Genomic DNA, 20,672 nt, shown 5'->3' on the forward strand with positions numbered 1-20,672 from the left:
CCCCCCCCCCCCCCCCCCCCCCCCCCCCCCCCCCCCCCCCGCCCCCCCCCCCCGCGCCGCCCCCCCCCCCCCCGGCCGCCCCCCCGCCCCCCCCCCCCCCCCCCCCCCCCCCCCCCCCCCCCCCACGCCGGAAATCTCGATTATGCCGCGACCGCCGACTGCAGCTGGGTCGCGACCATGCGCTCCAGGGTCTCGACGGACTGGAAGTTCTCCGGTGTGATCTCGGACTGGGGAATCGTGAAGTCGAACTCGGCTTCGACGCCGAGCATCAGATTGACCATGTCCATCGAGGTCAGGCCGACGTCGACGAGCTTGGCCTGCGGCGTAATCTCGGCGGAGAGCGAGTTCTGGGCAAGGATGCCCTTCACCAGCTTGATGATGCGATTGCGCAATTCGGTATCGAAAGCCTGCATCGGTAAATTCCCATCTGTCGACATAGGTCGGACCGGTTGCCCGCTACGATGGGCACGGCGGGCCGATCCCGCAATGGACGCCACCATTACTTCGCGTTTCTTAGTAAACGATGACTCAGATTGTCTGGATTTCCGGCTTCTTACAGATCCCTAACGCGATCGCGGGAATCCGGACGATGCAAACAACCCGAACTTAACTGTTCGTTCGGAATTGGGCTTTGTTTACCCTCTATTTCATCGACGAATTTGAATTAAATCCGTAGCCTCATCTCATAAGCAAAGATGGTCGAAGGATCGCTCAAGCGGCATCGCGAATGATGCCGGCGATCCTGAACGGCAAACCGGAGGCGGACGAGTATGAACGTGCGTGAAGCAGTCCTCACTGTCGACGAGGCGCAGACGAGCTTTCTCGAGCAGGGTCCGTCCCTCGTCGAGCGCGCCGCCCGGACCGCCACCGTGGCGGCAGCCGACGCAGACGGGGTCGATCGCGATGCCCGCTTCCCGCACAAGGCTTTCGAGGTCGCGCGTGAGCAAAAGCTGCTCGGCGTCATGATCCCGGCCGAGTTCGGCGGCTTCGGTGCCTCGATCCATGACGTCACCGACGTCTGCTACACGCTCGGACGCGCCTGCGCCTCCACCGCGATGATCTACGCCATGCACACGACAAAAGTCGCCTGCATCGTCAGGCACGGCCACGGCATCCCCTGGATGGAAACCATGATGCGCCGGGTCGCGCGCGACCAGTGGCTGCTCGCCTCCTCCACCACCGAAGGCCAGAACGGCGGCAACATCCGCGCCAGCGCCGCCGCCGTCGACGTCGCCGGCGATACCGTCTCGCTGCTGCGCGACGCCACCGTGATCTCCTACGGTGCCGAGGCCGACGGCCTCGTCACCATCGCCCGCCGCGCCACCAACGCGTCTGCGTCCGACCAGGTGCTGCTGGCGCTCGCCAGGGACGATTATTCGCTGAAGCGGACGCTGGGCTGGGAAACGCTCGGCATGCGCGGCACCTGCTCGACCGGTTTCGAGCTGAAGGTCGACTGCCCGACCGACCGCGTCTTCCCGGAATCCTACGACAAGATCCACGCCCAGACCATGACGCCGTTCGCGCATCTGTGCTGGTCCTCGGCCTGGGCTGGTATCGCTGCAGCCGCAGTCACCCGCGCGCAGGCTTTCGTCCGCAAGGCGGCCCGCACCTCAGGCGGTCAGATGCCCCCGGCAGCCGCGCATTTCACCGCCGCCAAGATGTCGCTGGCCAAGCTGCGGGCGCTGATATCGGCCAATATCGACGCCTTTGCTCGCGCCGAGCACGACGAACGCGCGCTCGGCTCGCTCGACTTCCAGTCTTCGATCACGCTTCTGAAGGTGCAGGCCTCGGAGCTCGCGGTCGAGACCGTGATGCATGCGATGCGCACCGCTGGCCTTTCCGGCTACCGCAACGACGGTGAGTTTACCATGGGCCGCCACCTGCGCGACGTGCTGTCGTCGCCGATCATGATCAACAACGACCGCATTCTGGCCAATGCCGCAACATCGACCCTGATGAGCGGCGTGCCGACAAGCCTTCGGGACTGACGAGCTTTCGAGACCGACGTGCCTTCGTTCAATAAGAATAATTTCAGATAGCAGGAAGCCGAACATGAACATTGTTGTTCTCCCCAACTCGCCTGAGACCGCGCCGCAGATCGTGGATCCGCTGGATCATCTCGCCGAGAAGCTGTTCCATCCCATGGGCTCGGACGGCGTCTATGCCCGCACCGCGCTTTACGAGGGCATCGTCGAAAAGCTCGCCGCGCTGATCACGAGCCATCGCGAGGCCGGCACTGAAGTGATGCGCTTCCCGCCGGTGATGAGCCGGTCTCAGCTGGAAAAATCCGGCTACCTCAAGAGCTTTCCGAACCTACTCGGTTGCGTCTGCGGCCTGCACGGCACCGAGCGCGAGATCAACGCCGCGGTCAGCCGCTTCGATGCCGGCGGCGACTGGACCAGCTCGCTCTCGCCGGCAGACCTCGTGCTGTCGCCGGCGGCCTGCTATCCCGTCTATCCGATCGCGGCGAGCCGCGGCCAGTTGCCGAAGGGCGGCCTGCGCTTCGACGTCGCCGCCGACTGCTTCCGCCGTGAACCGTCAAAACATCTCGACCGGCTGCAATCGTTCCGGATGCGGGAATATGTCTGCATCGGCAGCCCCGATGACGTCGCCGATTTCCGCGAGCGCTGGATGGTGCGGGCGCAGGCGATTGCTACCGATCTCGGTCTCACCTTCCGCGTCGATTACGCGAGCGATCCGTTCTTCGGCCGCGTCGGTCAGATGAAGGCGGTCAGCCAGAAGCAGCAGCAGCTCAAGTTCGAACTGCTGATCCCGCTGCGCTCGGAAGAGCAGCCGACCGCCTGCATGAGCTTCAATTATCACCGCGAGCATTTCGGCACGACCTGGGACATCAAGGACGCCAATGGCGAGCCGGCCCACACCGGCTGCGTCGCTTTCGGCATGGACCGCCTGGCCGTCGCCATGTTCCACACCCACGGCACCGACCCTTCCGCCTGGCCCGCCAAGGTGCGGGAGATCATGGGCCTGCAGCCGCAGATCGCGGCCGATGCCCACGGCGAAGGCTGGCGCTAACGGAACGAGGCCGGTCATTTCCACGGGAAAGACGAGCGTGATCCATACCAAGGTCCGATGCCGCGAGATCACCGAGTCCGACGTCGATGCGGTCGCCGACTTGCTGACGCGCGGCTTCGTCGGCCGCTCGCGCAGCTACTGGATCCAGGGCCTGCGCCGGCAAGCCTTCCGGCCTGTACCGGATGGCTACCCGCGCTTCGGCTACATGCTCGACAATGACGGTACGCCGGTCGGTGTGCTGCTGCTGATCTACACGGCGCGGAGGGACGACGATGAGACCGCCATCCAGTGCAATTTGTCGAGCTGGTACGTCGATCCGGCCTACCGCAACTACGCCCCGCTCCTGACCAAGATCGCGCAGCGGCACAAGGACGTCACCTATCTCAACATCAGCCCGGCGCCATGGACCTGGCCGATCATCGAGACGCAGGGCTTTCGCGCCTATTGCAGGGGTATATTCTTCTCGGTGCCTGCGCTGGCGCGCGTCCCTCGCTGGAGCACGATCGAAGTCATCTCGCAGCACGCCAAGACGATCGACGGGCTTTCCGATGCCGAGACCGAGCTCTTGACGCGGCATGCGCGGTACAATTGCCTCAGCCTCGTCTGCCGCACGCCGAAGGGAGCGTTCCCCTTCATCCTGCAACCGGTGCGCATCCGCCGTGGCATCATTGCGCCGCCCGCGATGAAGCTGATCTACTGCCGCAACGCGGCCGAATACACCGAATGCGCGGGCCGCATCGGCCGGCTGCTGCTGCGGCTCGGCAAGATCGCGGTCGCCGTCGATTCCAACGGCCCGGTTCCCGGCCTCGTCGGCATCTACACCGAGCGTCGCGGCCGCAAATATTTCAAGGGCCCGCACCGGCCGCAGCTCGCCGATCTCACGGATACGGAACTCGTGCTGTACGGGCCGTAGGCCGCCTCGCACGCCCTCCACATTGGCAGCATCCCTGCATCGCCGGCCACCCTCCGTAAACTACGGCGCTTAAGGGAATTTTCCCGTCTCTTCGCTAGCCTCGGCGACTGAATTACCTTGCGTTAGGTCGATTGCCCGCCGAGGCCCCGCCGCCCCCATGACGTCGATCCGCGACAACGAGCTTGATGCACGCCGCGAGCAAGGCCCGAAGGCCCTGGTCGGGCTGAGCCAGCTTGCGCTCGACCACATGGAGCAAGGCGTCTGCGTCTACGATGCCGCCAACCGGATCGTGCTGGTCAATCAGCGCTATCTCAGCCTGTTCAACATGTCGGCCGAGAAGGTGCGGGTCGGCACGAGCTACCGTGACGTGCTCGCCCACAGCGTGGCACTCGGCAACATCCCCGCGGGGGAAGTCGACGCACTCTATGCCGCGCGCATGGCGCGGATCGCAGCCGGCCGGCCGTTCCGGACTCAACAGACGCTCGCGAGCGGCCTCGTCATGGCGCTCGAGCTGAAGCCGCTCCCCGGCGGCGGCTGGATGACGATCTGCGACGACATCAGCCGCCTCGCCCGGGTCGAGGCGGAGCTGCGCGTGCAGACCGAGCGCAGCCAGCACGCGCTCGCCAACATGTCGCACGGGTTGATCATGTACGACGCCGACAGCCGCGTCGTCGTCTGCAACGATCGCTTCCTGAAGCTCTACAATCTCGACCCGGACATCGTGAAGCCGGGCGTCTCGCATGGTACGGTCATCGAGCATTGGATGTCGCGCGGCAACCTGCCGGGCATGCCGGGTGAGGAATTCCACGACACCAGGCTGGAGGACGTGCGCACCAGGAAGACGAAAACCTTGCTGGTGATGCGCTATGACGGACGGATGGTGCAGGTGGTTTCCCGTTTTCTGCCCGACGGCGGCTGGGTGACGGTGCACGAAGACGTCACCGAGCGGCTGCAATACGAGGAGACGCTGAGGCAGCAGAATTTCATGCTCGATGCGGCGCTGGAAAACATGGCGCACGGGCTCGCCTTCTACGACAGCGACATGCGCCTGCGCGTCTGCAACACCACCTACCGGAAGATCTATCGGCTCTCGCCGGAGGAAGCCAAGCCAGGCACGCATCTCGGCGAACTGATCGAACGCTCGATGGCAAACGGCGCGTTCTCGTCCGAGTATAGTCCGCAACAACTCCTGGAAGCCGCCAGCGCAAGAATTGCGGACCGCAACTCCTCGCCGATGCGCCGGCGGATGTCGAACGACACTACGATCTCGGTGCGCTATTGCGCCCTGGCCGAGGGTGGCTTTGTGGCCACCTACGAGGACATCACCGAACGCGAGCACGCAGTCGAAGAGCTGAGCGAGCAGTATCGGCGCTTCGACGCGGCCCTGAACAACATGAGCCAGGGCCTGTGCATGCTCGATTCGGACTTGCGTGTCATCGTCTGCAATCGGCGCTATATCGAGATGTACGGACTGTCACCCGAATTGGTGAAGCCGGGTGTGTCGATGCGTGAGATCATGGAGCACAGCTGCGAGCTCGGCATCCATCCAAACACCACCGCCGCGCGGCTCTATGCCGACTATGTCGAGAGGCTGCGCGTGGGCGAGCACACGCTGCACCGCTATTTGAGCGACGGCCGCATCATAAAGCTCAATCACAAGCGGATGGAGCACGGCGGCTGGGTCGTCACCTATGAGGACGTCACCGAACGCCACAAGGCCCAGGCCCGCGTGGCGCACATGGCGCGGCACGATTCGCTCACCGACCTGCCCAATCGCACGCTATTCCGCGAAAAAATGGGCGAGGGGCTGAACCAGGTCGCGGTCGCCGGCGGCGCGATGGCCGTGCTGTGCTTCGACCTCGACAATTTCAAGACCGTCAACGACCGCCTCGGCCACGCGGCCGGCGACCGGCTGTTGCGCTGGGTCGCGGCGCGGCTGCAGGAGAATATCGGCGAGCACGACACCGTCGCGCGGCTCGGTGGCGACGAATTCGCGGTTCTCCAGCGCGGACCGCAGCCGCAATCGGCAGAAAGGCTCGCATGCCGCCTGGTCGGGATCATCGGTCACCCGCCGCCGCTGGAGAACCAGTCGATCCATGTCGGCGTCTCCGTCGGCATCGCAATCGCGCCCGATCACGGGCTCGATGCCGACGAGTTGATGAAATGCGCCGACCTCGCGCTTTACCAGGCCAAGGCCAAAGGGCGCGGCGCCTATCGGATGTTCGAGCCCGAAATGGAGGAAGAGGCTCGCAGCCGGCACGCGCTGGAGCGCGATCTGCGCGGCGCGCTGGAGGCCCGTGAATTCCACCTGGCGTTCCAGCCGCAGGTGCGGCTCGATACCACCGAACTTACCGGCTTCGAGGCGCTGCTGCGCTGGAAACATCCCTCGCGTGGACTCGTCTCGCCGACCGAATTCATTCCGATTGCGGAAGAGAACGGGCTGATCCTTCCGATCGGAGAATGGGTGCTGCGCACGGCCTGTGCGACCGCCGCGACCTGGCCCGATCTCACCGTCGCCGTGAACCTTTCGCCGGTGCAATTCCGCTCGCGCGGGCTGGTGACGATGGTGACGAGCGCGCTTGCGGAGGCCGGATTGCCGCCGCATCGGCTCGAACTCGAGCTCACCGAGACGGCACTGCTCGACGACAGCGAAGCGACGATCGAGATCCTGCACCAGCTCCGCGCGTTGGGGGTGCGCGTCAGCCTCGACGATTTCGGCGTCGGCTATTCTTCGCTGAGCTATTTGCGCAAGTTTCCGTTCGACCGCATCAAGATCGACCGCTCCTTCGTCGGCACGCTCGGCGAAAGCCCTGAGAGTATGGCGATCGTCCGCACCATCGCCAGCCTCGGCTCGGTGCTCAACGTCGAGACCACGGCAGAAGGCGTGGAGACGATTGAACAACTCGACTTCGTCCGCGAATGCGGCTGCACCGCCGTACAGGGATATTATTTCGGCAGGCCGTGCCCGGCCGCGGAGGTCGTGCGAGTTATCGAGGGCCTTAACGCAGTACTGCGGGTGGCGTAGGGATCCGGCTCAGATTGACCCCTAACCTGCTGCGGGCAACGCGCTGTCCGGCGGCGGCGCGCCCCAGGGGCGGTCGGCTGAGGCGAGCCCGATCAGGCGGCCCTGAATGTAGTCGCAGCCCCAGTCGCGCAGCATGTTCGCAGCTTCTTCGTCCTGCACCCATTCGGCCACCGTCTTGATGTCGAGGCGGCGGGCGAGGTCGATCAGGGTCTGCACGAAGGCCCGGTCGTCGGCGGAACGAGTGATGTTCTGCACGAACGCGCCGTCGATCTTGACGATGTCGACGCCGAGCTTGCGCAGATTGCGGAACGAGGTGTAGCCGGCACCGAAATCGTCGATGGCGATGCGGCTGCCGAAATTCTTCAGCCGCGTGACGAAGCCGCGCACGTCGTCGATGTCCTGGATCGCGACGGTTTCGGTGATCTCGACGATCAGCCGCTCGGCGACGCCGGGATGGGCCCGCATCAGCGATTCGATTCCGGCCCACCAATCCGGATCCATGGTGGTGTCCGGCGAGATGTTGAGGCTGAGGCAGATGTCGGGCGCGGCCGCGAGCTCGGCGACCACGAGCTCGAGCACGCGGTGATCGACCAGGCGGATCAGGCCGAGCCTTTCCGCGACCGGCACGATGTCGGGCGCGAGCAGCACCTGACCGTCGCCCTGGTCCATCCGCACCAGGCATTCGTGAAAAGCGCACTCGCGCGAGAGAGCAGCAACCACCGGCTCATAGGCCAGCTTGATGCGGCGCTCGTTCAGCGCGGTGACGATCTCGTCGGTGACGCGGATGTTGACGCGGCGCTGGGCGTCGCGCGCGGCATCCGGGCGCCAGGCGGCGAACGAGCCGACGCGACGTTGTTTCGCGGTGTCCAGGGTCTCATGGGCGCGATTGACGGCTTCATCGGTGTTGCGGGCATAGCGCGGCACGCTGACCGCGCCGATCGAGGCGGTGACCGACACCGGGCCGGATTTGGTCGGCACCACCTCATCGCGGATGCCGACGAGGAAGCGCTCGGCGGCGACGTTCATGTCGTCGACGGTGCAGTTCTTCAGGATCAGCCCGAACTTGTTGCCGGAGAAGCGGCCGAGCACGTCGCCACCGCGCAAGCGCGCGCGAATGCGCGTGGCGACGTCGAGGATCACGGCGTCGGCAACGTCGAAGCCGAAGGCCTCGTTGACACGCGCGAGATGATCGATGCCGACCAGCATGAAGGCCGCGGTCGAGCGGAAACGGGTCGTCTCCTCGATGGCCTCGGCCAGCGCGGCTATCAGATGCGAGCGATTGAGCTCGCCGGTCAGCGGATCGAGCCGGGCCAGCTTCGTCAGTTCCTCGTCGCGGGCGTGGCGTTCATTGTTGATGCGGACGGAGCCGATCGCACGCACCGGGCGGCCGTCGGGGCCGGCGAACCAGCGGCCGTTCTCCTCGATCCAGACCATGGGATCGGCGGCGCTCATGCGCACGCCGTACTCGACCCGGTAGGGCGTGCCGTCGGCGCCATGCACGGCTGAGGTCTGCGCCAGCGCGGCGGTTCGCTGTGATTGCGCGGGCTCGATCAGCCTGGCGAATTCGGCGCCGGTGGCCAGCCGTTCGGCGGGAATCCCGGGAAAGATGGCGCTGACCTGCTCACCCCAGACGATGACATCGCTGGCGATGTCCCAGGCGAACACGGCCTGGCCGAGGGCGGCCAGGATGTCGGAGGCTTGCGGCAATGCGGGGGTCAAAATCGCCTCGTTTCGGGACAGCGGGGAGTCCTGAGCCGGCACAGGATAAAGCCAGATTCGCCATTGACCCTAGGCAAAGTTGATAAACAATTTGGAAACCACGTTTCTTCGCGTGCAGGAACCAAACCGGCCCGCCCGGCATAGGCCTTGCGAGTACATGACACGCACCGGCGCCAGCGTCTCGAAACGCGACAATCCAGGCCGGGTCAACGGTGATTGCGATGTTGAGTACCGATCGATCGAACGCCTCGGACAACGGCATGGGCTCGGCCCTGGTGCCGCTGATGCCGATTCTGCAGTGGGTCCACAAGGCACCGCTGCCGCGCCCGGACCCCAGCTTCGTCGCCCAGCTCATTGCCAATGCCGAGCACCTTCCCCAGGCGAGCCGGCTGCGCCGCGTGTCTTCCGAGGATGCGCAGGTCGCCTATGGCGGCAAGCGCCCGCTTCCGAGCGTCACCGCGCGCACGCGGCAGGTGGCTTGAATCAGCGCGGCGCGTCGGGAGACGGCTGGGTGCCGTTGCCCGGCTGCAAATGCGGCGAGGGAATTTCCGGCGAGGGCGTACTCACAGGCTTCGGCGCCGGGTGATCCATCAGCACGGATTCGGCGACCGATTGTGCCGTAGGCGCCGGCGGCTCCGCCGGAGCTGGTTGCGGAGCGGACACTGGCTCGAACTTGGGCTCGAACGTCCCTTCATCCGCCGGCGTCTCGGCCTGGCGCTTGGCCTTGCGGCGCGCGGGCACCGTCGTTTCGGCGACATAAGCGACGCGGCGGCGGGTGCGCTGGGCGATGCCGCCGAGGAAATCGGCCATCGCGAGCAGCACCAGAAGGAAATAGGTGGAGTTGCCGAATTTGGGCCACATCACGAATTCGGCCGCAGCCGCGCCGAACACGATCAGCGACAGCAGATGATCCATCAGGAATTTCGCGCCGGGCCGCGCGCCTTTGACCACTTCGAGCAGCAGCAGCACGATACCTAGCGCGAGCATCACGTCGGCGAGCGTGACCGGCCAGGCCTCGCCCGTGATCATCGGCACCCTGAACAGCACGTCCGTAAAGGACACGCTCGGCATCAGGAAGGCGATGATGTTGTAGACCGCGAGCGGGATCAGGAGCAGCGGGAAACCGACCATCGGCGAAATGCCTTCTCGATCAAGATATCCAGACAGGACAATGCGGCGGCGAAGCATTGGCTCCGCCGCCGTCACTGTCATATCTCATGGGTTGGCCGAAATCAGGCAGGCCCGATCGTCCTGCCCACAGAAAGGTCCCGAACTCAGGACTCTTTCTTCTTCAGGACCTGACGGCCCTTGTACATGCCGGTCTTGAGGTCGAGATGGTGCGGACGACGGAGTTCGCCGGAATCCTTGTCTTCCACATAGGTCGGCTTCTTGATGGCGTCAGCCGAGCGGCGCATGCCACGGCGCGACGGCGAGGTTTTTCTTCTCGGAACGGCCATTTCAGTATCCTCTAGGGATTGGTGTCATCAGGGCATCGTCCGCTGAGGGACGGCTCAGCACCCGCAAACCGAGGCGAGCTGAATGCCGGTCAAGGCCGGGCTTATAGAGGAAGGCCTGCCTTAAATCTAGGGCTCCGGGGCCGGAAAATACGCCCGAAAAGGACCGAAATCAGCGATTCTCCCGCCAACAGGTCGAAAGTGAACTCGCCTGTGCTCGCGCCACATAGGTCCCCGCCAGCCGCCGGACACCCGGTCCCGGCGTCCTGGCGCTGCGTTTGACCGGATTCGGCAGAATCGAGGCCAGAAGCGCCGCCTCCCGGGGGGAGAGGTTCGCCGCCGATTTGCCGAAAGCATAGGCGCTGGCGGCCTCGGCCCCAAACTGGCCCTGTGGTCCCAGTTCGGCGATGTTGAGGTAAATCTCCAGGATCCGTGCCTTGGGCAGGACGAGATCGATCCACAGCGCCAACGGGAATTCCAGCGCCTTGCGGACGAAGTCCCGCCCCTGCCAGAGGAACAGGTTTTTCGCCACCTGCTGGGTGATGGTGGAAGCGCCCCGGAACGGGGTGCCGTCCTCCTTCGCATCGTCGATCGCCTCACGCAGCGCACCCCAGTCGATGCCGTGATGCTTGCAGAAATGGGCGTCCTCAGCCGCCACAACCGAGCGTGGCAGCGAGGGCGACATCGCCGCCAGATCGATCCATTCCCGCTGCATCGGCGCACCCCGAAGTGAGCGCCAGATCATCAGCGTCGAAACGGGATGGCCGGCACGGTAGAACGGCGCGACCACATAGGGCGCGAGAGCCGCGACCGCGAGCGCCAGGAGAAGGGTTTTGACGACGCGCAAATCAACCTTTCCGGCGCAGAACGAAACGCGGCCACGGGCCCGGCATTAAGTCTGTGATAATTCGGGCCTTTTCCAGCACTTTTTAGGCCTTCCAAACGATTGACTGAGGCGGGCGCATAAAGGATTGTCCCGCCGAATTTTAGTTCTGGAGTCCTTCTTGATGACCGGCACGTCCCCGTCCGATTTCGCCAAACGTCTGGACAAGACCGCTGATGACACCGAGGCCCTGCTCGGGCGCCTGCTGTCGGACGACATCCTGCCTGATGAGATCGCCCGGCCCAAGCGACTGATGGACGCAATGCGCTATTCGAGCCTCAACGGCGGCAAGCGCCTGCGGCCCTTCCTGGTGGTCGAGAGCGCGGCCGTGTTCGGCGTGCCGCGCGAAGCCGCGCTGCTCGCGGGTGCGGCGCTCGAATGCATCCACTGCTATTCGCTGATCCATGACGATCTGCCTGCGATGGACAATTCGGACCTGCGCCGCGGCCGCCCGACCCTGCACAAGAAGACCGACGACGCGACCGCGATCCTCGCCGGCGACGGCCTCCTGACACTCGCCTTCGACATCATCACCCGCGACGAGATTCATCGCGACGCCAATGTGAGGCTTTTGCTGACCCGCGCACTGGCGCGCTGCGCCGGCATCGGCGGCATGGTTGGTGGCCAGATTCTCGACCTCGCCGGCGAAGGCCGCTTTGGCGGCAACGAGCCGATCGACGTCGCCCGCATTCAGCAGATGAAGACCGGCGCGCTGCTGCGCTACGGCTGCATCGCCGGCGCTATCCTCGGCCAGGCCTCGCAAAAGGAATATCAGGCGCTGGACGATTATGGCCGCGCGCTCGGCGAAGCCTTCCAGATCGCCGACGACCTGCTCGACGTCGAAGGCGATGCCGCCGCGCTCGGAAAACCTGCCGGCGCCGATGCAGCGCTCGGCAAGACCACCTTCGTCACCCAGCTCGGCATCGAAGGCGCCAAGCAGCGCGTGCGCGACCTGCTCGCGCGCGCCGACAGCGCGGTCTCGATTTTCGGCGATCGCGCCGCCGTGCTGCAAGCGGCTGCGCGGTTCGTGGCCGAACGGAAGAGCTGATAGCTCGATGGCGGGCGGCAGCAAGGAAGACCCCGCCCTCGCCCGCTTTCGCAAGATGTCGCGGCCGATGCGGCTGATTTATGCGCGTCCGCGGACGTTCATATCGCTTGCCGTTGGTATTCTCGTCTGCCTGCTCATCCCGGGTTCGCACCGGCTGGTCACGCGGTTTCTGTTCGGCTGGGATGCGTTGATCGCCGTTTATCTGGTGCTGGTCTACGCGATGATGCTGTGCAACGATCACCAGCACATCCGCCGCGCCGCAGCGATGCAGGACGACGGTCGCTTCGTGATCCTGCTGGTGACGGCGATCGGCGCCTTCGCCAGCATCGCCGCGATCGTCTCCGAGCTTGGAACGCCGCATCGCGGCGTCCTGGAGCTGAGCATCGCAATCACCACCATCGTATTGTCATGGGCCGCCGTTCACACGATCTTCGCGCTGCATTACGCGCATGATTATTACCGGCACGCCACGCCGGGCGGCCTTCAATTTCCCAGCGGCGACAAGGAAGACCACGCGGATTATTGGGACTTCGTCTATTTCTCGTTCGTGATCGGCATGACCGCGCAGGTCTCCGACGTCGGCATCTCAGACAAGACGATCCGCCGCACGGCCACGGCGCACGGGATCGTGTCGTTCATCTACAACACGGCCTTGCTGGCCCTGACGGTGAACATCGCGGCGAGCGCGATTTCAACGTGATTCCCGACATTGTGGCGGCTCCGCCATGACGATGTCGGAAACCAGTGCCCTTGTCAGTTGCAGACCTCGGCATTGGCATCGACGTGAGGGCCGCCGCCGCCGCGATACACAAGGTGACAGCCGCGCCTGACCGGCCGGCAGAGGAGATCATTGCAAAAAATCTGACCGCTGCCGCCCGCGGCACCGTAGCCGCCCGCCCCGCCAGCAGCAGCGCCACTGGCCTGACGACGCTGCCGTGCGGGACGCTCGTCGCTGTCGTCGCGCTTGGCGGTCGCAGGTTTGGCCGGCTTGGCCGCACGCTGCTTTTCGCACTCATTGTCAGCGTTGACCGCATATCCTTCGCGGCAGACGATCTTGCTGCACTTGTCGCCGTCGGCTTTGAAACCATGCTCGCAAACCAGCGGGCAGACGCGTGAAGGCTTCGCCTTGACTGTATCGAGCGCGTCAGTGCTCGCCACCTTCACGTCGAGCTTGGTGCCGGCATAGCGGTTGAACTGCGACAGCGAGCGCTGCGAGGACGTATTCCAGTTGCCATCGGCGGCGCCGGAGAAGCAGCCGACCCGGCCGAGCTCGGTCTGCACCGAGCGGCTGAGATCGGCCGGCGCGGTGGCCGGCGTCAGCGACGCGACGTTGGTGCCGGCTGGGCTTGCCGTGCTGGCTGGCGCTGCACCCGGCGCCGCGGCGGCGAGATTGACCCGCTGCTGCTCGGCGGCGGCCGCCTGCTGCTGCGCCTGCTCCTTGGCCTTTTGCGCGGCAAGCTGTACCTGCTCGGCAGCCTTCGCATCGGCAGCTGCCTTGGCCTGCGTATCCTTCTGCGCGCCAAGTGCGGCAAGACGATCGCGCTCGGCCTCGGCCTGTTTCGCCTTCTCGGTGGCCGCCGCGTGAGCCTGCTCGGCGCCGATTTTTTCGAGCTGAAGCTTGGCGAGGCTCGCATAGAAGCCGTCGGAATGCTGGGCGAGGAACGCCTCCCATGCCGGCCTGTTGCCGACCTGGAGCGCGAGTTCGTAATCGCGGCGGATGTCGGCTTGCGGGTTCGGCGCGGGCGCTGCGGCAGCCGCAGCGGTCACCTTGACCGGCACCAGCGGCACGTCTTCGCCGCCGAGCGAGCCATAGACGAACGGCTCCTGCTTGTTACCTGTCGACTTGAGCACGTCGTCGCGCACGAAGCCGAAGGCGCGACGGACATCGAGGCCCGGCGTCGTCAGATGCTTGGACAACGCCACGGTAAAGGGGCTGTTCGCACCGTCGCCATCCTGCGCCGTGAAGCCGGCCTTGGCCGAATAGGCGATCAGCGTGTTGGGGCTGGTCGGCTCAACCTGGGCGAGACCACGGCCGATGCCGCGCGAGGCGACCGTGCGCTTCATGGTCTTGGCGAACGGATTGTCACGGCAGGCATCCAGGATCACCAGGCGAAGCTGCTTGGCCGGTTCGACCGCGACCAGGACGCGGTCGAGGGAGAGCGCCTCGTCAAAGACGTCGGTGTCACGCTCCAGCTTGGCGTCGACAGGGATCAGGTAGTTCGAGCCTTCGACCTCGATGCCGTGACCGGCATAATAGACCACGGCGATATCGGCATCGCGGGTCCCGTCGGCGAATTCGCGCAGCACGCGCCGGGTTTCCTGCGCCGTCAGGTCGTGCCGGGAATCGACGATATCGAACCCGGCCTCCTTCAGCGTCCTGGCCATCACCGAACCGTCATTGACCGGGTTCGTCAGCGACGGCGCATGCTGATAGGCGGAATTGGCGATCACCAACGCGGCGCGCTTTCCGGCGAAAGCGGGCCCGGTGCCGAATAGGAGCGCGACGGCGAGGAGAAGGGGGCAAAGTCTGAGCAATTTGCGCATGACACGACTTCCGGGTTCAGGGCCATTCGAGCCCCTTTGGGACGGCTTTAGCAGGGTCCGTCGCGGACGCTTGTGACGGAGGTCACGAAGGTGGCGCTGGCGGCAGGCCGAAAGGCCCCTTTTGTTTGTCGCGCCAGTCCGGTCGCGGTTCGCCGACAAACAGGCGCGCAGCAGGTTCCCTCAGGCATCCCCGATGTGGCCCCGATATTGAGGCAGATTGTCCGTAATCTCGTGCCAGGGCGCCTTCGAGCCCACGAAAATGTGGGCGTTCGGTCGGATCGAGGGGGCATCGACCAGGGTTCCCATGGCGACATGGACCCATTTTCCCTCGCGCACCCGGGAATAAAGCAGCGAGCCGCAGCGGGCGCAGTGGGCGTCATGGGTGGTGTCGTCACCGTAGATGGTGCGCTGGTTCTCGCCGCTGACGATGCGGAACTTGCTCTGCTCGATGCCGGCGAACGGCTTGAAGGCGGCGCCGGTGGTGCGGCGGCAATTCGAGCAGTGGCAGTTCATCGCATAGGAGAACGCGTCCGCCACTTCGTAGCGCACGGCGCGGCAGTAGCATTCGCCGATCAGGAAGGAAGTGTTCGAATTCTCTGATCCGGTCATCACCGCGTCCTAGCAAATGGTACGGACACCATAGCGCATTTTGATGTGTACGACTAAGTTCGCCCCGAGCCATCATTCAAAGGGATGACCCATGAGCCACAACCGTTCGAGCGTCGAAGCCGTCGTGCAATCTTACTTCGACGGACTTTACGAGGGCGACGCCGAAAAGCTCGGCGCCATCTTCCACCCCTCCGCCGATTTGCGCTGGGTCGAGAAGGGCGAGCTGCAGGTGCTGACCGTGCCGGACTGGCTCGACCGCGTGCGCAAGCGCCCCTCCGGCAAGGCCGAAGGCAAGCCGCGCGAGGATTTCATCGTCACGATCGACCGTTCGGACGACAAGACCGCCTTCATCAAGGTCCGGTGCCAACTGCCGCCGCGTTTTTTCACGGACTATCTGGTGGCGATGAAGCTCGCCGATGGCTGGCAGATCGTGTCGAAGTCTTATCGGTATGACCTGCGGGAGTGAGGGGGGCCTAATCTTCCGCTGCCCGAAATCGGGCACACTCGTCCCACATCCTCCGTCATTGCGAGCGAAGCGAAGCAATCCAGAGTCTTTCCGCGGAGGCAGACTGGATTTCTTCGCTGCGCTCGCAATGACGATGCGGATGGAGTGCATGCCGCATCTCTACCCCGCCCCCGTCTCGCCCAAGAGTCCCCCATGCTTCTTGACCGCCGTTCGCTGCTCGCCTCGCTGTGCTGGATTGCCGCTTCCCCTGCGCTCGCCGCAGACGCGCAGCCTGAGCTTGAAACCTATGAGCGCGAGAGTGGCGGCCGGATTGGGGTCTATGCCGAGAACCTCGCGACCGGCGCAAAGCTCGCCTGGCGCGCTGACGAACGGTTCGTCATGTGCTCGACATTCAAGGCTTCGCTCGCGGCTTGCGTGCTGGCGCGGGTCGATCGTGGCGAGGATGAGCTTGCGGCCATGATCCCGTACGGCAACGTCGACCTGCTGGAGTACGCACCGGTCGCCAGGCAAAACATTGCGGCCGGCGCAATGTCGGTCACCGAGATGTGCAAGGCGATCGTCGAGCTCAGCGACAACACCTGCGCCAATTTGTTGTTGGCACGGATCGGCGGTCCCGCCGCACTCACCGCGTTCTGGCGGTCGCTCGGCGACGCCACCTCGCGGCTTGATCACAACGAGCCCGAGCTGAACCGCTCACCGCCCGGCGATCCCCGCGACACCACGACGCCGGCGGCGATGGCAGGCAATCTGCGCCGGCTGCTCGCGGGCGAGGCGCTGTCGGCCACCTCGCACGCGCAGCTCACGGAGTGGCTGGTGGGCTGCAAGACCGGTGCGAACCGGCTGCGTGGCGGGCTCCCCGCAAGCTGGAAAATCGGCGACAAGACCGGCAACAACGGCAAGGACGCCTCGGGCGATATCGCGGTGGCCTGGCCCAAGCCCGATACGAAGCCCGATGCACCGATCCTGATCGCGGCCTATACGCAGGGCGGCACGCCGAGTGCGGCGCAGATCGAAACCGTGTTCGCACGCATCGGCCGCATGGTGGCCGAGCGGCTGGCGTAAGCCGCACACATTGACCTTACGACCGCTTCCGGGTGAAGACAGATCATCATGGAAGCAAAATTTCAGACCTTTCTCATCCTGCTCGCCGTGCTGGCAGGCACCGCGCTCGTCGCCCGCCGCTTCAACATCGCGCCTGCCATTCTGCTGATGCTCTCCGGCGTCGGCCTCGCCTTCGTGCCGGGCATGCCGCCGGTCGAGCTGCCGCCGGAACTGGTGCTGCTGATGGTGCTGCCGCCGCTGATCTACTCGGCGAGCGTCGCGATGAGCTGGCGCGAATTCAAAAAGAATCTTCGCCCGATCGTGCTGCTGGCGGTCGGCGCGGTGATCTTCACCACAGCACTCGTCGCAACCGCCACGCATTATTTCATCGGCCTGCCCTGGACCATCGGCTTCCTGCTCGGCGCCATCGTGGCGCCGCCCGATGTGGTGGCGCCGCTCGCGATCGCGCGCCGGCTGCATTTGCCGCGCAGGCTCATGGTCATCCTCGAAGGCGAAGGGCTCGCGAATGACGCCACCGCTCTGATCCTCTACCGCTTCGCGCTTGCCGCAATCATGGTCGGGCATTTCTCGCTGCCTCTGGCGGGCGGCGAATTCTTGCTCATCGTCGCCGGCGAGATCGCCTTCGGCATCGGTGTCGGCTGGCTCTCCCTGCGGTTCCGCAAATGGTCGGGGGACCCGCAGGTCGAGCTGACACTGTCGCTGATCACGCCCTACGTGTCCTACTGGCTGCCCGAGCATCTCGGCGGCTCCGGCGTGATCGCCACCGTCGCCTGTGGCCTCTATGTGAGCTGGAACGGCCCGCTGCTGATCTCGGCATCGACGCGGCTGCAGGGAATCTTCTTCTGGGACCTCGTGATCTATCTGATCGAGGGCTTGCTGTTCCTGCTCACGGGGTTCCAGATGCGCGCGCTCTACGAGAAGTCGAAGGCGTTCCCGCTCGACGACATCATGATCGCGACCGCCGTGGTGCTGGCGGTCGTCGTGATCGCACGCTTCGCCTGGCTCTATCCTGCGACCTATCTGCCACGAATGCTCAGCAAGTCGCTGCGTGCGCGCGATCCGTCCCCACCGTGGCAATGGCCGTTCGTGCTTGCGTTCACCGGCGTGCGCGGCGCGGTGTCGCTGGCGGCGGCACTGGCGCTGCCTTTCACGCTGCCGGGCGGCGAGGCCTTTCCGTTTCGCGACCTGATCCTGTTCGTCGCATTCGGCGTCATCTTCATCACACTGATCGGCGTCGGTCTCACGCTGCCCCCGGTCGTGCGTTGGCTCGGTGTCGCGGAAGCCGGTCGCAACGAGCATGCCGCCGAGCACGAGGCCGAGATCGCGGCACGGCGCCAGGCGCTCGATGCCGCCCTGAAGTCGCTCGATGCGCTGACCGAGGAGAAGGACGTGTCCGACGAGGTGATGCGGCTCCTGCGCGCCCGCCACGAGATCCGGGTCAACCAGCTGCCCGATTCGCTCGATCCCACCCACCACGACGTCTCCGCCGCCGGCACCGCCTTGACCCGCGATCTGATCGCCGCCGAGCGTAAATTCATCCACGAGCTGCTGCGCGACGGCCAGATCACCGACGAGACGCGCCGGAGAATCGAGCGGGATCTGGATTTGGAGGAGGCGAGCTTGGCGAACCGGGAGTACCGGGGAGCGCCGCTGTAGATTCCCGTCATTGCCAGCGGCGCCACCTACCGCCTCGCGCAAAACTCCCTCATCGCCACCGCCACGGCGCCCGCAATGATCTCCTGCCGCTCCGGCGAGTTCATCGTCATCTCCTCATCGCGGTTGATGATCGAGCCCGCCTCGAGCAACACGGCCGCGCTCCGCGTCTGCGACAGCACGACGAGGCCGTCATAGCGGTAGACGCCGACATCCTTGTCGAGCAATTGGCGCCGATAGCGGCCCATCACCGGCAGGGCATATTGGCCGGCATAATGCAGGTCCTGATCCTTCAGCTGTCGGCCGATCATCCGGGCCAGCATCAGGCTTGCGGCGAAGTGCGGATTTCGCTGCGACACGAACAGGGAGTGGCCCGAAAATCGGTCGCTGAAATAACTGTTCGCCCCGTCGAACTCCCACCTCTCGATCAGTTTGTCCGGCACCGAATCGTGATGGATCGACAGGAAGAGATCGGCCCGGGCATCGTTCGCAGTGCTGACGCGCTTGAACAGGCTCGGTCGCGCCTTGCCGTCGGTGACGAGCAGCCGGGTCGCGGCAAAGCCTTCGGCCTTGAGCTTCGCCGTGATCAGACTTGCGAGCCGGAAGTTGAAGCCGAACTCCGTGTCGTTGCGTGCGCTCAACGCGCCATAGGAGTCCGGGGTGTGCCCGACATCCACGATGATCCGGAATTTCGACATCTCACATTTGACCGGCGCGGGCGGCGGCTTGGGTTTCACGATTTTCCGCGCGATAGCAGTATGACCGGAGCCTGCAGGCGCCAGCGACCATAGCAAGATCGACGCGACCAGCGTCGAGACGAGACTTGCGATGATGCTGCGCGGCTGCCCCAAGCGCTACTCCGCTGCCGCGATTCGCGGCCGGCCGACAAAGCCCGTGACGTCACCGAAACGCTCCAGCATCACCGCGGAAAGGTCCTTGGCCTTGCTGGTGACGCAGGCACCCGAGCGCACGGCGTAGCGATCCTGATGCGCGGCCTGCGGCGGCGGCTCGCCCTGCTGAAGCGCCCGCGCCAGCTCCATCACGACTTTCCGGAAATGCATGATACCGAGATCGGTCGGACCGAGATGCTCGCGGGTACGGTCGGCGATCGGGCCCTGGCTATCCTGCACGGCCGCATCCTGTTCGGAGACCCCCTTGATGCCGGTGTAGCTCCTGGTCTTCTGCAGCTTACGGTCGATCAGATAGTCGTTGCCCTTGTGCCGCAGCGGCACGTAATTGCCGCCGACCTCCGCGATCACGCCATTGCCGCGGTCAAACGCGTCACGCTCGGCTTGCGTCAGCGGCCGCTCCGGATTCCAGGCATAGGTGTAGATCCAGCAATTGGTGTCGGTGACGGGCACGAAGGTCTGCCCAAAGATGCTCTCGCCCGGCATCGCGCTCGGGGCATAGGCGTGGAACGGCATGAGGAATTGGGCAATGCGCCAGTAGATGTTGTCGCCGCCGGTGAGCCGCCCACCGGCGATGGTGAGGCCCGCCGCGTGCGGCGCGATCTTGATCACGGGACGCGGATCCTCCGCGATCCAGCGCATGTGATCGCTCGACATCCGCGCGATCGGATTCACGAAATGCTTCTTGATGTCCAGAATCTCGTTCTCCTCCTTGTCGAAGGAGAGATGGGCGAAGGTGAAATGCGCGGTGTCGATCGAGCCTTCCAGCGCCTGCACCCAGTTGCAGTCCTGCCATTTCTTGCTGACATAGCGGTGCGAAGCCGGCAGCAGCGCCATTTCGAGATCGGGCAGTTCGGGCATCGCGTCAGCCGGGCCCATATAGGCCCAGATCATCTCGCCCCATTCGCGCACCGGATAGGATTTGATGCGGATGAGATCCTTGGCGTTGAGGTCGGGATAGGAGGTCGGCATGTCGACGCACCTTCCGTCGGTGTCGAACTTCCAGCCGTGATAGACGCAGCGGATGCCGCATTCCTCGTTGCGCCCGAGCCAAAGATTGGCGCCGCGATGCGGGCAGTACTGGTCGATGATTCCGACAACGCCGCGGGTATCGCGGAAGGCGAGCAGCTCCTCGCCGAGAACGACGATCTTCTTCGGCTCGCCGTCGGGTTCAGGGAGTTCTTCGGACAGCAGGACAGGAATCCAGAACCGGCGCAACAATTCGCCCATGCCGGTTCCGGGGCCCGACTCGGTCAGGAATTTGTTGTCCTCGGCGCGGAGCATGGAAAATCCTCCCGACCAGTTTTTGTTTTCCGCAAGCTTGGCGCGGACGCAGGAAGACGTCAACGCGGAAC

Annotated in this window: 19 protein-coding genes; 10 read left to right on the forward strand and 9 right to left on the reverse strand. The window is 65.0% G+C overall.

Going from position 1 to position 20,672, the window contains the following annotated elements:
- Positions 1 to 140: 140 nt before the first annotated feature.
- Positions 141 to 413: a phosphopantetheine-binding protein gene (locus AC0L2J_RS25710; RefSeq protein ID WP_473394927.1), complete on the reverse strand. Its 273-nt coding sequence runs from the start codon at positions 411 to 413 to the stop codon at positions 141 to 143.
- 357 nt (positions 414 to 770) lie between these two features.
- Here AC0L2J_RS25710 and AC0L2J_RS25715 point away from each other — a divergent pair, with 357 nt between their 5' ends.
- The 4 genes from AC0L2J_RS25715 to AC0L2J_RS25730 all read left to right on the forward strand — a co-directional run bounded on the left by AC0L2J_RS25715 (position 771) and on the right by AC0L2J_RS25730 (position 6,971).
- The gene (locus AC0L2J_RS25715) at positions 771 to 1,988 is read left to right on the forward strand and encodes an acyl-CoA dehydrogenase family protein (protein WP_473249879.1); all 1,218 of its coding nucleotides are present in this window, start codon (positions 771 to 773) and stop codon (positions 1,986 to 1,988) included.
- A gap of 64 nt (positions 1,989 to 2,052) precedes the next feature.
- Entirely contained in the window at positions 2,053 to 3,033 is a 981-nt protein-coding gene (locus AC0L2J_RS25720; RefSeq protein ID WP_007615940.1) for an amino acid--[acyl-carrier-protein] ligase, read from the forward strand.
- A 37-nt stretch (positions 3,034 to 3,070) separates the two neighbouring features.
- Positions 3,071 to 3,946 (forward strand): GNAT family N-acetyltransferase, encoded by an 876-nt coding sequence (locus AC0L2J_RS25725; protein WP_473394928.1) that lies wholly within the window; start codon positions 3,071 to 3,073, stop codon positions 3,944 to 3,946.
- Positions 3,947 to 4,103: 157 nt separating this feature from the next.
- Positions 4,104 to 6,971 (forward strand): PAS-domain containing protein, encoded by a 2,868-nt coding sequence (locus AC0L2J_RS25730; protein WP_473394929.1) that lies wholly within the window; start codon positions 4,104 to 4,106, stop codon positions 6,969 to 6,971.
- Between the two features lie 21 nt (positions 6,972 to 6,992).
- On the opposite strand, the gene AC0L2J_RS25735 is transcribed toward AC0L2J_RS25730, so the two are convergent.
- Positions 6,993 to 8,690: a bifunctional diguanylate cyclase/phosphodiesterase gene (locus AC0L2J_RS25735; protein ID WP_063996462.1), complete on the reverse strand. Its 1,698-nt coding sequence runs from the start codon at positions 8,688 to 8,690 to the stop codon at positions 6,993 to 6,995.
- 221 nt (positions 8,691 to 8,911) lie between these two features.
- Between AC0L2J_RS25735 and AC0L2J_RS25740 the strand changes: the two genes are divergently transcribed.
- Positions 8,912 to 9,172, forward strand: a complete 261-nt coding sequence (locus tag AC0L2J_RS25740) for a hypothetical protein (RefSeq protein WP_473394930.1) — start codon at positions 8,912 to 8,914, stop codon at positions 9,170 to 9,172.
- 1 nt (position 9,173) lies between these two features.
- Here AC0L2J_RS25740 and AC0L2J_RS25745 read toward each other — a convergent pair whose 3' ends face one another.
- The 3 genes from AC0L2J_RS25745 to mtgA all read right to left on the reverse strand — a co-directional run bounded on the left by AC0L2J_RS25745 (position 9,174) and on the right by mtgA (position 10,991).
- The gene (locus AC0L2J_RS25745) at positions 9,174 to 9,821 is read right to left on the reverse strand and encodes a hypothetical protein (protein ID WP_473394931.1); all 648 of its coding nucleotides are present in this window, start codon (positions 9,819 to 9,821) and stop codon (positions 9,174 to 9,176) included.
- 143 nt (positions 9,822 to 9,964) lie between these two features.
- Positions 9,965 to 10,147 (reverse strand): 50S ribosomal protein L32, encoded by a 183-nt coding sequence (gene rpmF / locus AC0L2J_RS25750; protein ID WP_007598106.1) that lies wholly within the window; start codon positions 10,145 to 10,147, stop codon positions 9,965 to 9,967.
- A gap of 169 nt (positions 10,148 to 10,316) precedes the next feature.
- Entirely contained in the window at positions 10,317 to 10,991 is a 675-nt protein-coding gene (gene mtgA / locus AC0L2J_RS25755) for a monofunctional biosynthetic peptidoglycan transglycosylase (protein ID WP_063996464.1), read from the reverse strand.
- Between the two features lie 160 nt (positions 10,992 to 11,151).
- On the opposite strand from mtgA, the gene AC0L2J_RS25760 reads away from it, so the two are divergent.
- Positions 11,152 to 12,075, forward strand: coding sequence for a polyprenyl synthetase family protein (locus tag AC0L2J_RS25760; protein WP_007615948.1), 924 nt, complete (start codon positions 11,152 to 11,154; stop codon positions 12,073 to 12,075).
- A gap of 7 nt (positions 12,076 to 12,082) precedes the next feature.
- Positions 12,083 to 12,775, forward strand: coding sequence for a DUF1345 domain-containing protein (locus tag AC0L2J_RS25765; RefSeq protein ID WP_473249877.1), 693 nt, complete (start codon positions 12,083 to 12,085; stop codon positions 12,773 to 12,775).
- A gap of 53 nt (positions 12,776 to 12,828) precedes the next feature.
- Here AC0L2J_RS25765 and AC0L2J_RS25770 read toward each other — a convergent pair whose 3' ends face one another.
- Complete coding sequence (locus tag AC0L2J_RS25770) at positions 12,829 to 14,619, reverse strand: caspase family protein (RefSeq protein ID WP_473249876.1); 1,791 nt, start codon at positions 14,617 to 14,619, stop codon at positions 12,829 to 12,831.
- Positions 14,620 to 14,799: 180 nt separating this feature from the next.
- Positions 14,800 to 15,228, reverse strand: a complete 429-nt coding sequence (locus tag AC0L2J_RS25775) for a GFA family protein (protein ID WP_473394932.1) — start codon at positions 15,226 to 15,228, stop codon at positions 14,800 to 14,802.
- Positions 15,229 to 15,319: 91 nt separating this feature from the next.
- Between AC0L2J_RS25775 and AC0L2J_RS25780 the strand changes: the two genes are divergently transcribed.
- From AC0L2J_RS25780 to AC0L2J_RS25790, 3 genes are all read left to right on the forward strand, one after another.
- Positions 15,320 to 15,694: a nuclear transport factor 2 family protein gene (locus tag AC0L2J_RS25780; RefSeq protein WP_473394933.1), complete on the forward strand. Its 375-nt coding sequence runs from the start codon at positions 15,320 to 15,322 to the stop codon at positions 15,692 to 15,694.
- Positions 15,695 to 15,886: 192 nt separating this feature from the next.
- On the forward strand, positions 15,887 to 16,756 hold the full coding sequence (gene bla, locus AC0L2J_RS25785) for a class A beta-lactamase (protein ID WP_473394934.1): 870 nt from the start codon (positions 15,887 to 15,889) through the stop codon (positions 16,754 to 16,756).
- A 48-nt stretch (positions 16,757 to 16,804) separates the two neighbouring features.
- Positions 16,805 to 18,412, forward strand: coding sequence for a Na+/H+ antiporter (locus AC0L2J_RS25790; protein ID WP_063996467.1), 1,608 nt, complete (start codon positions 16,805 to 16,807; stop codon positions 18,410 to 18,412).
- 26 nt (positions 18,413 to 18,438) lie between these two features.
- Here AC0L2J_RS25790 and AC0L2J_RS25795 read toward each other — a convergent pair whose 3' ends face one another.
- Complete coding sequence (locus tag AC0L2J_RS25795; RefSeq protein ID WP_473394935.1) at positions 18,439 to 19,260, reverse strand: N-acetylmuramoyl-L-alanine amidase; 822 nt, start codon at positions 19,258 to 19,260, stop codon at positions 18,439 to 18,441.
- A 3-nt stretch (positions 19,261 to 19,263) separates the two neighbouring features.
- Positions 19,264 to 20,601, reverse strand: coding sequence for a Rieske 2Fe-2S domain-containing protein (locus tag AC0L2J_RS25800; protein ID WP_473394936.1), 1,338 nt, complete (start codon positions 20,599 to 20,601; stop codon positions 19,264 to 19,266).
- Positions 20,602 to 20,672 lie beyond the last annotated feature (71 nt).

Source organism: Bradyrhizobium sp. MV1.5, assembly GCF_055807615.1.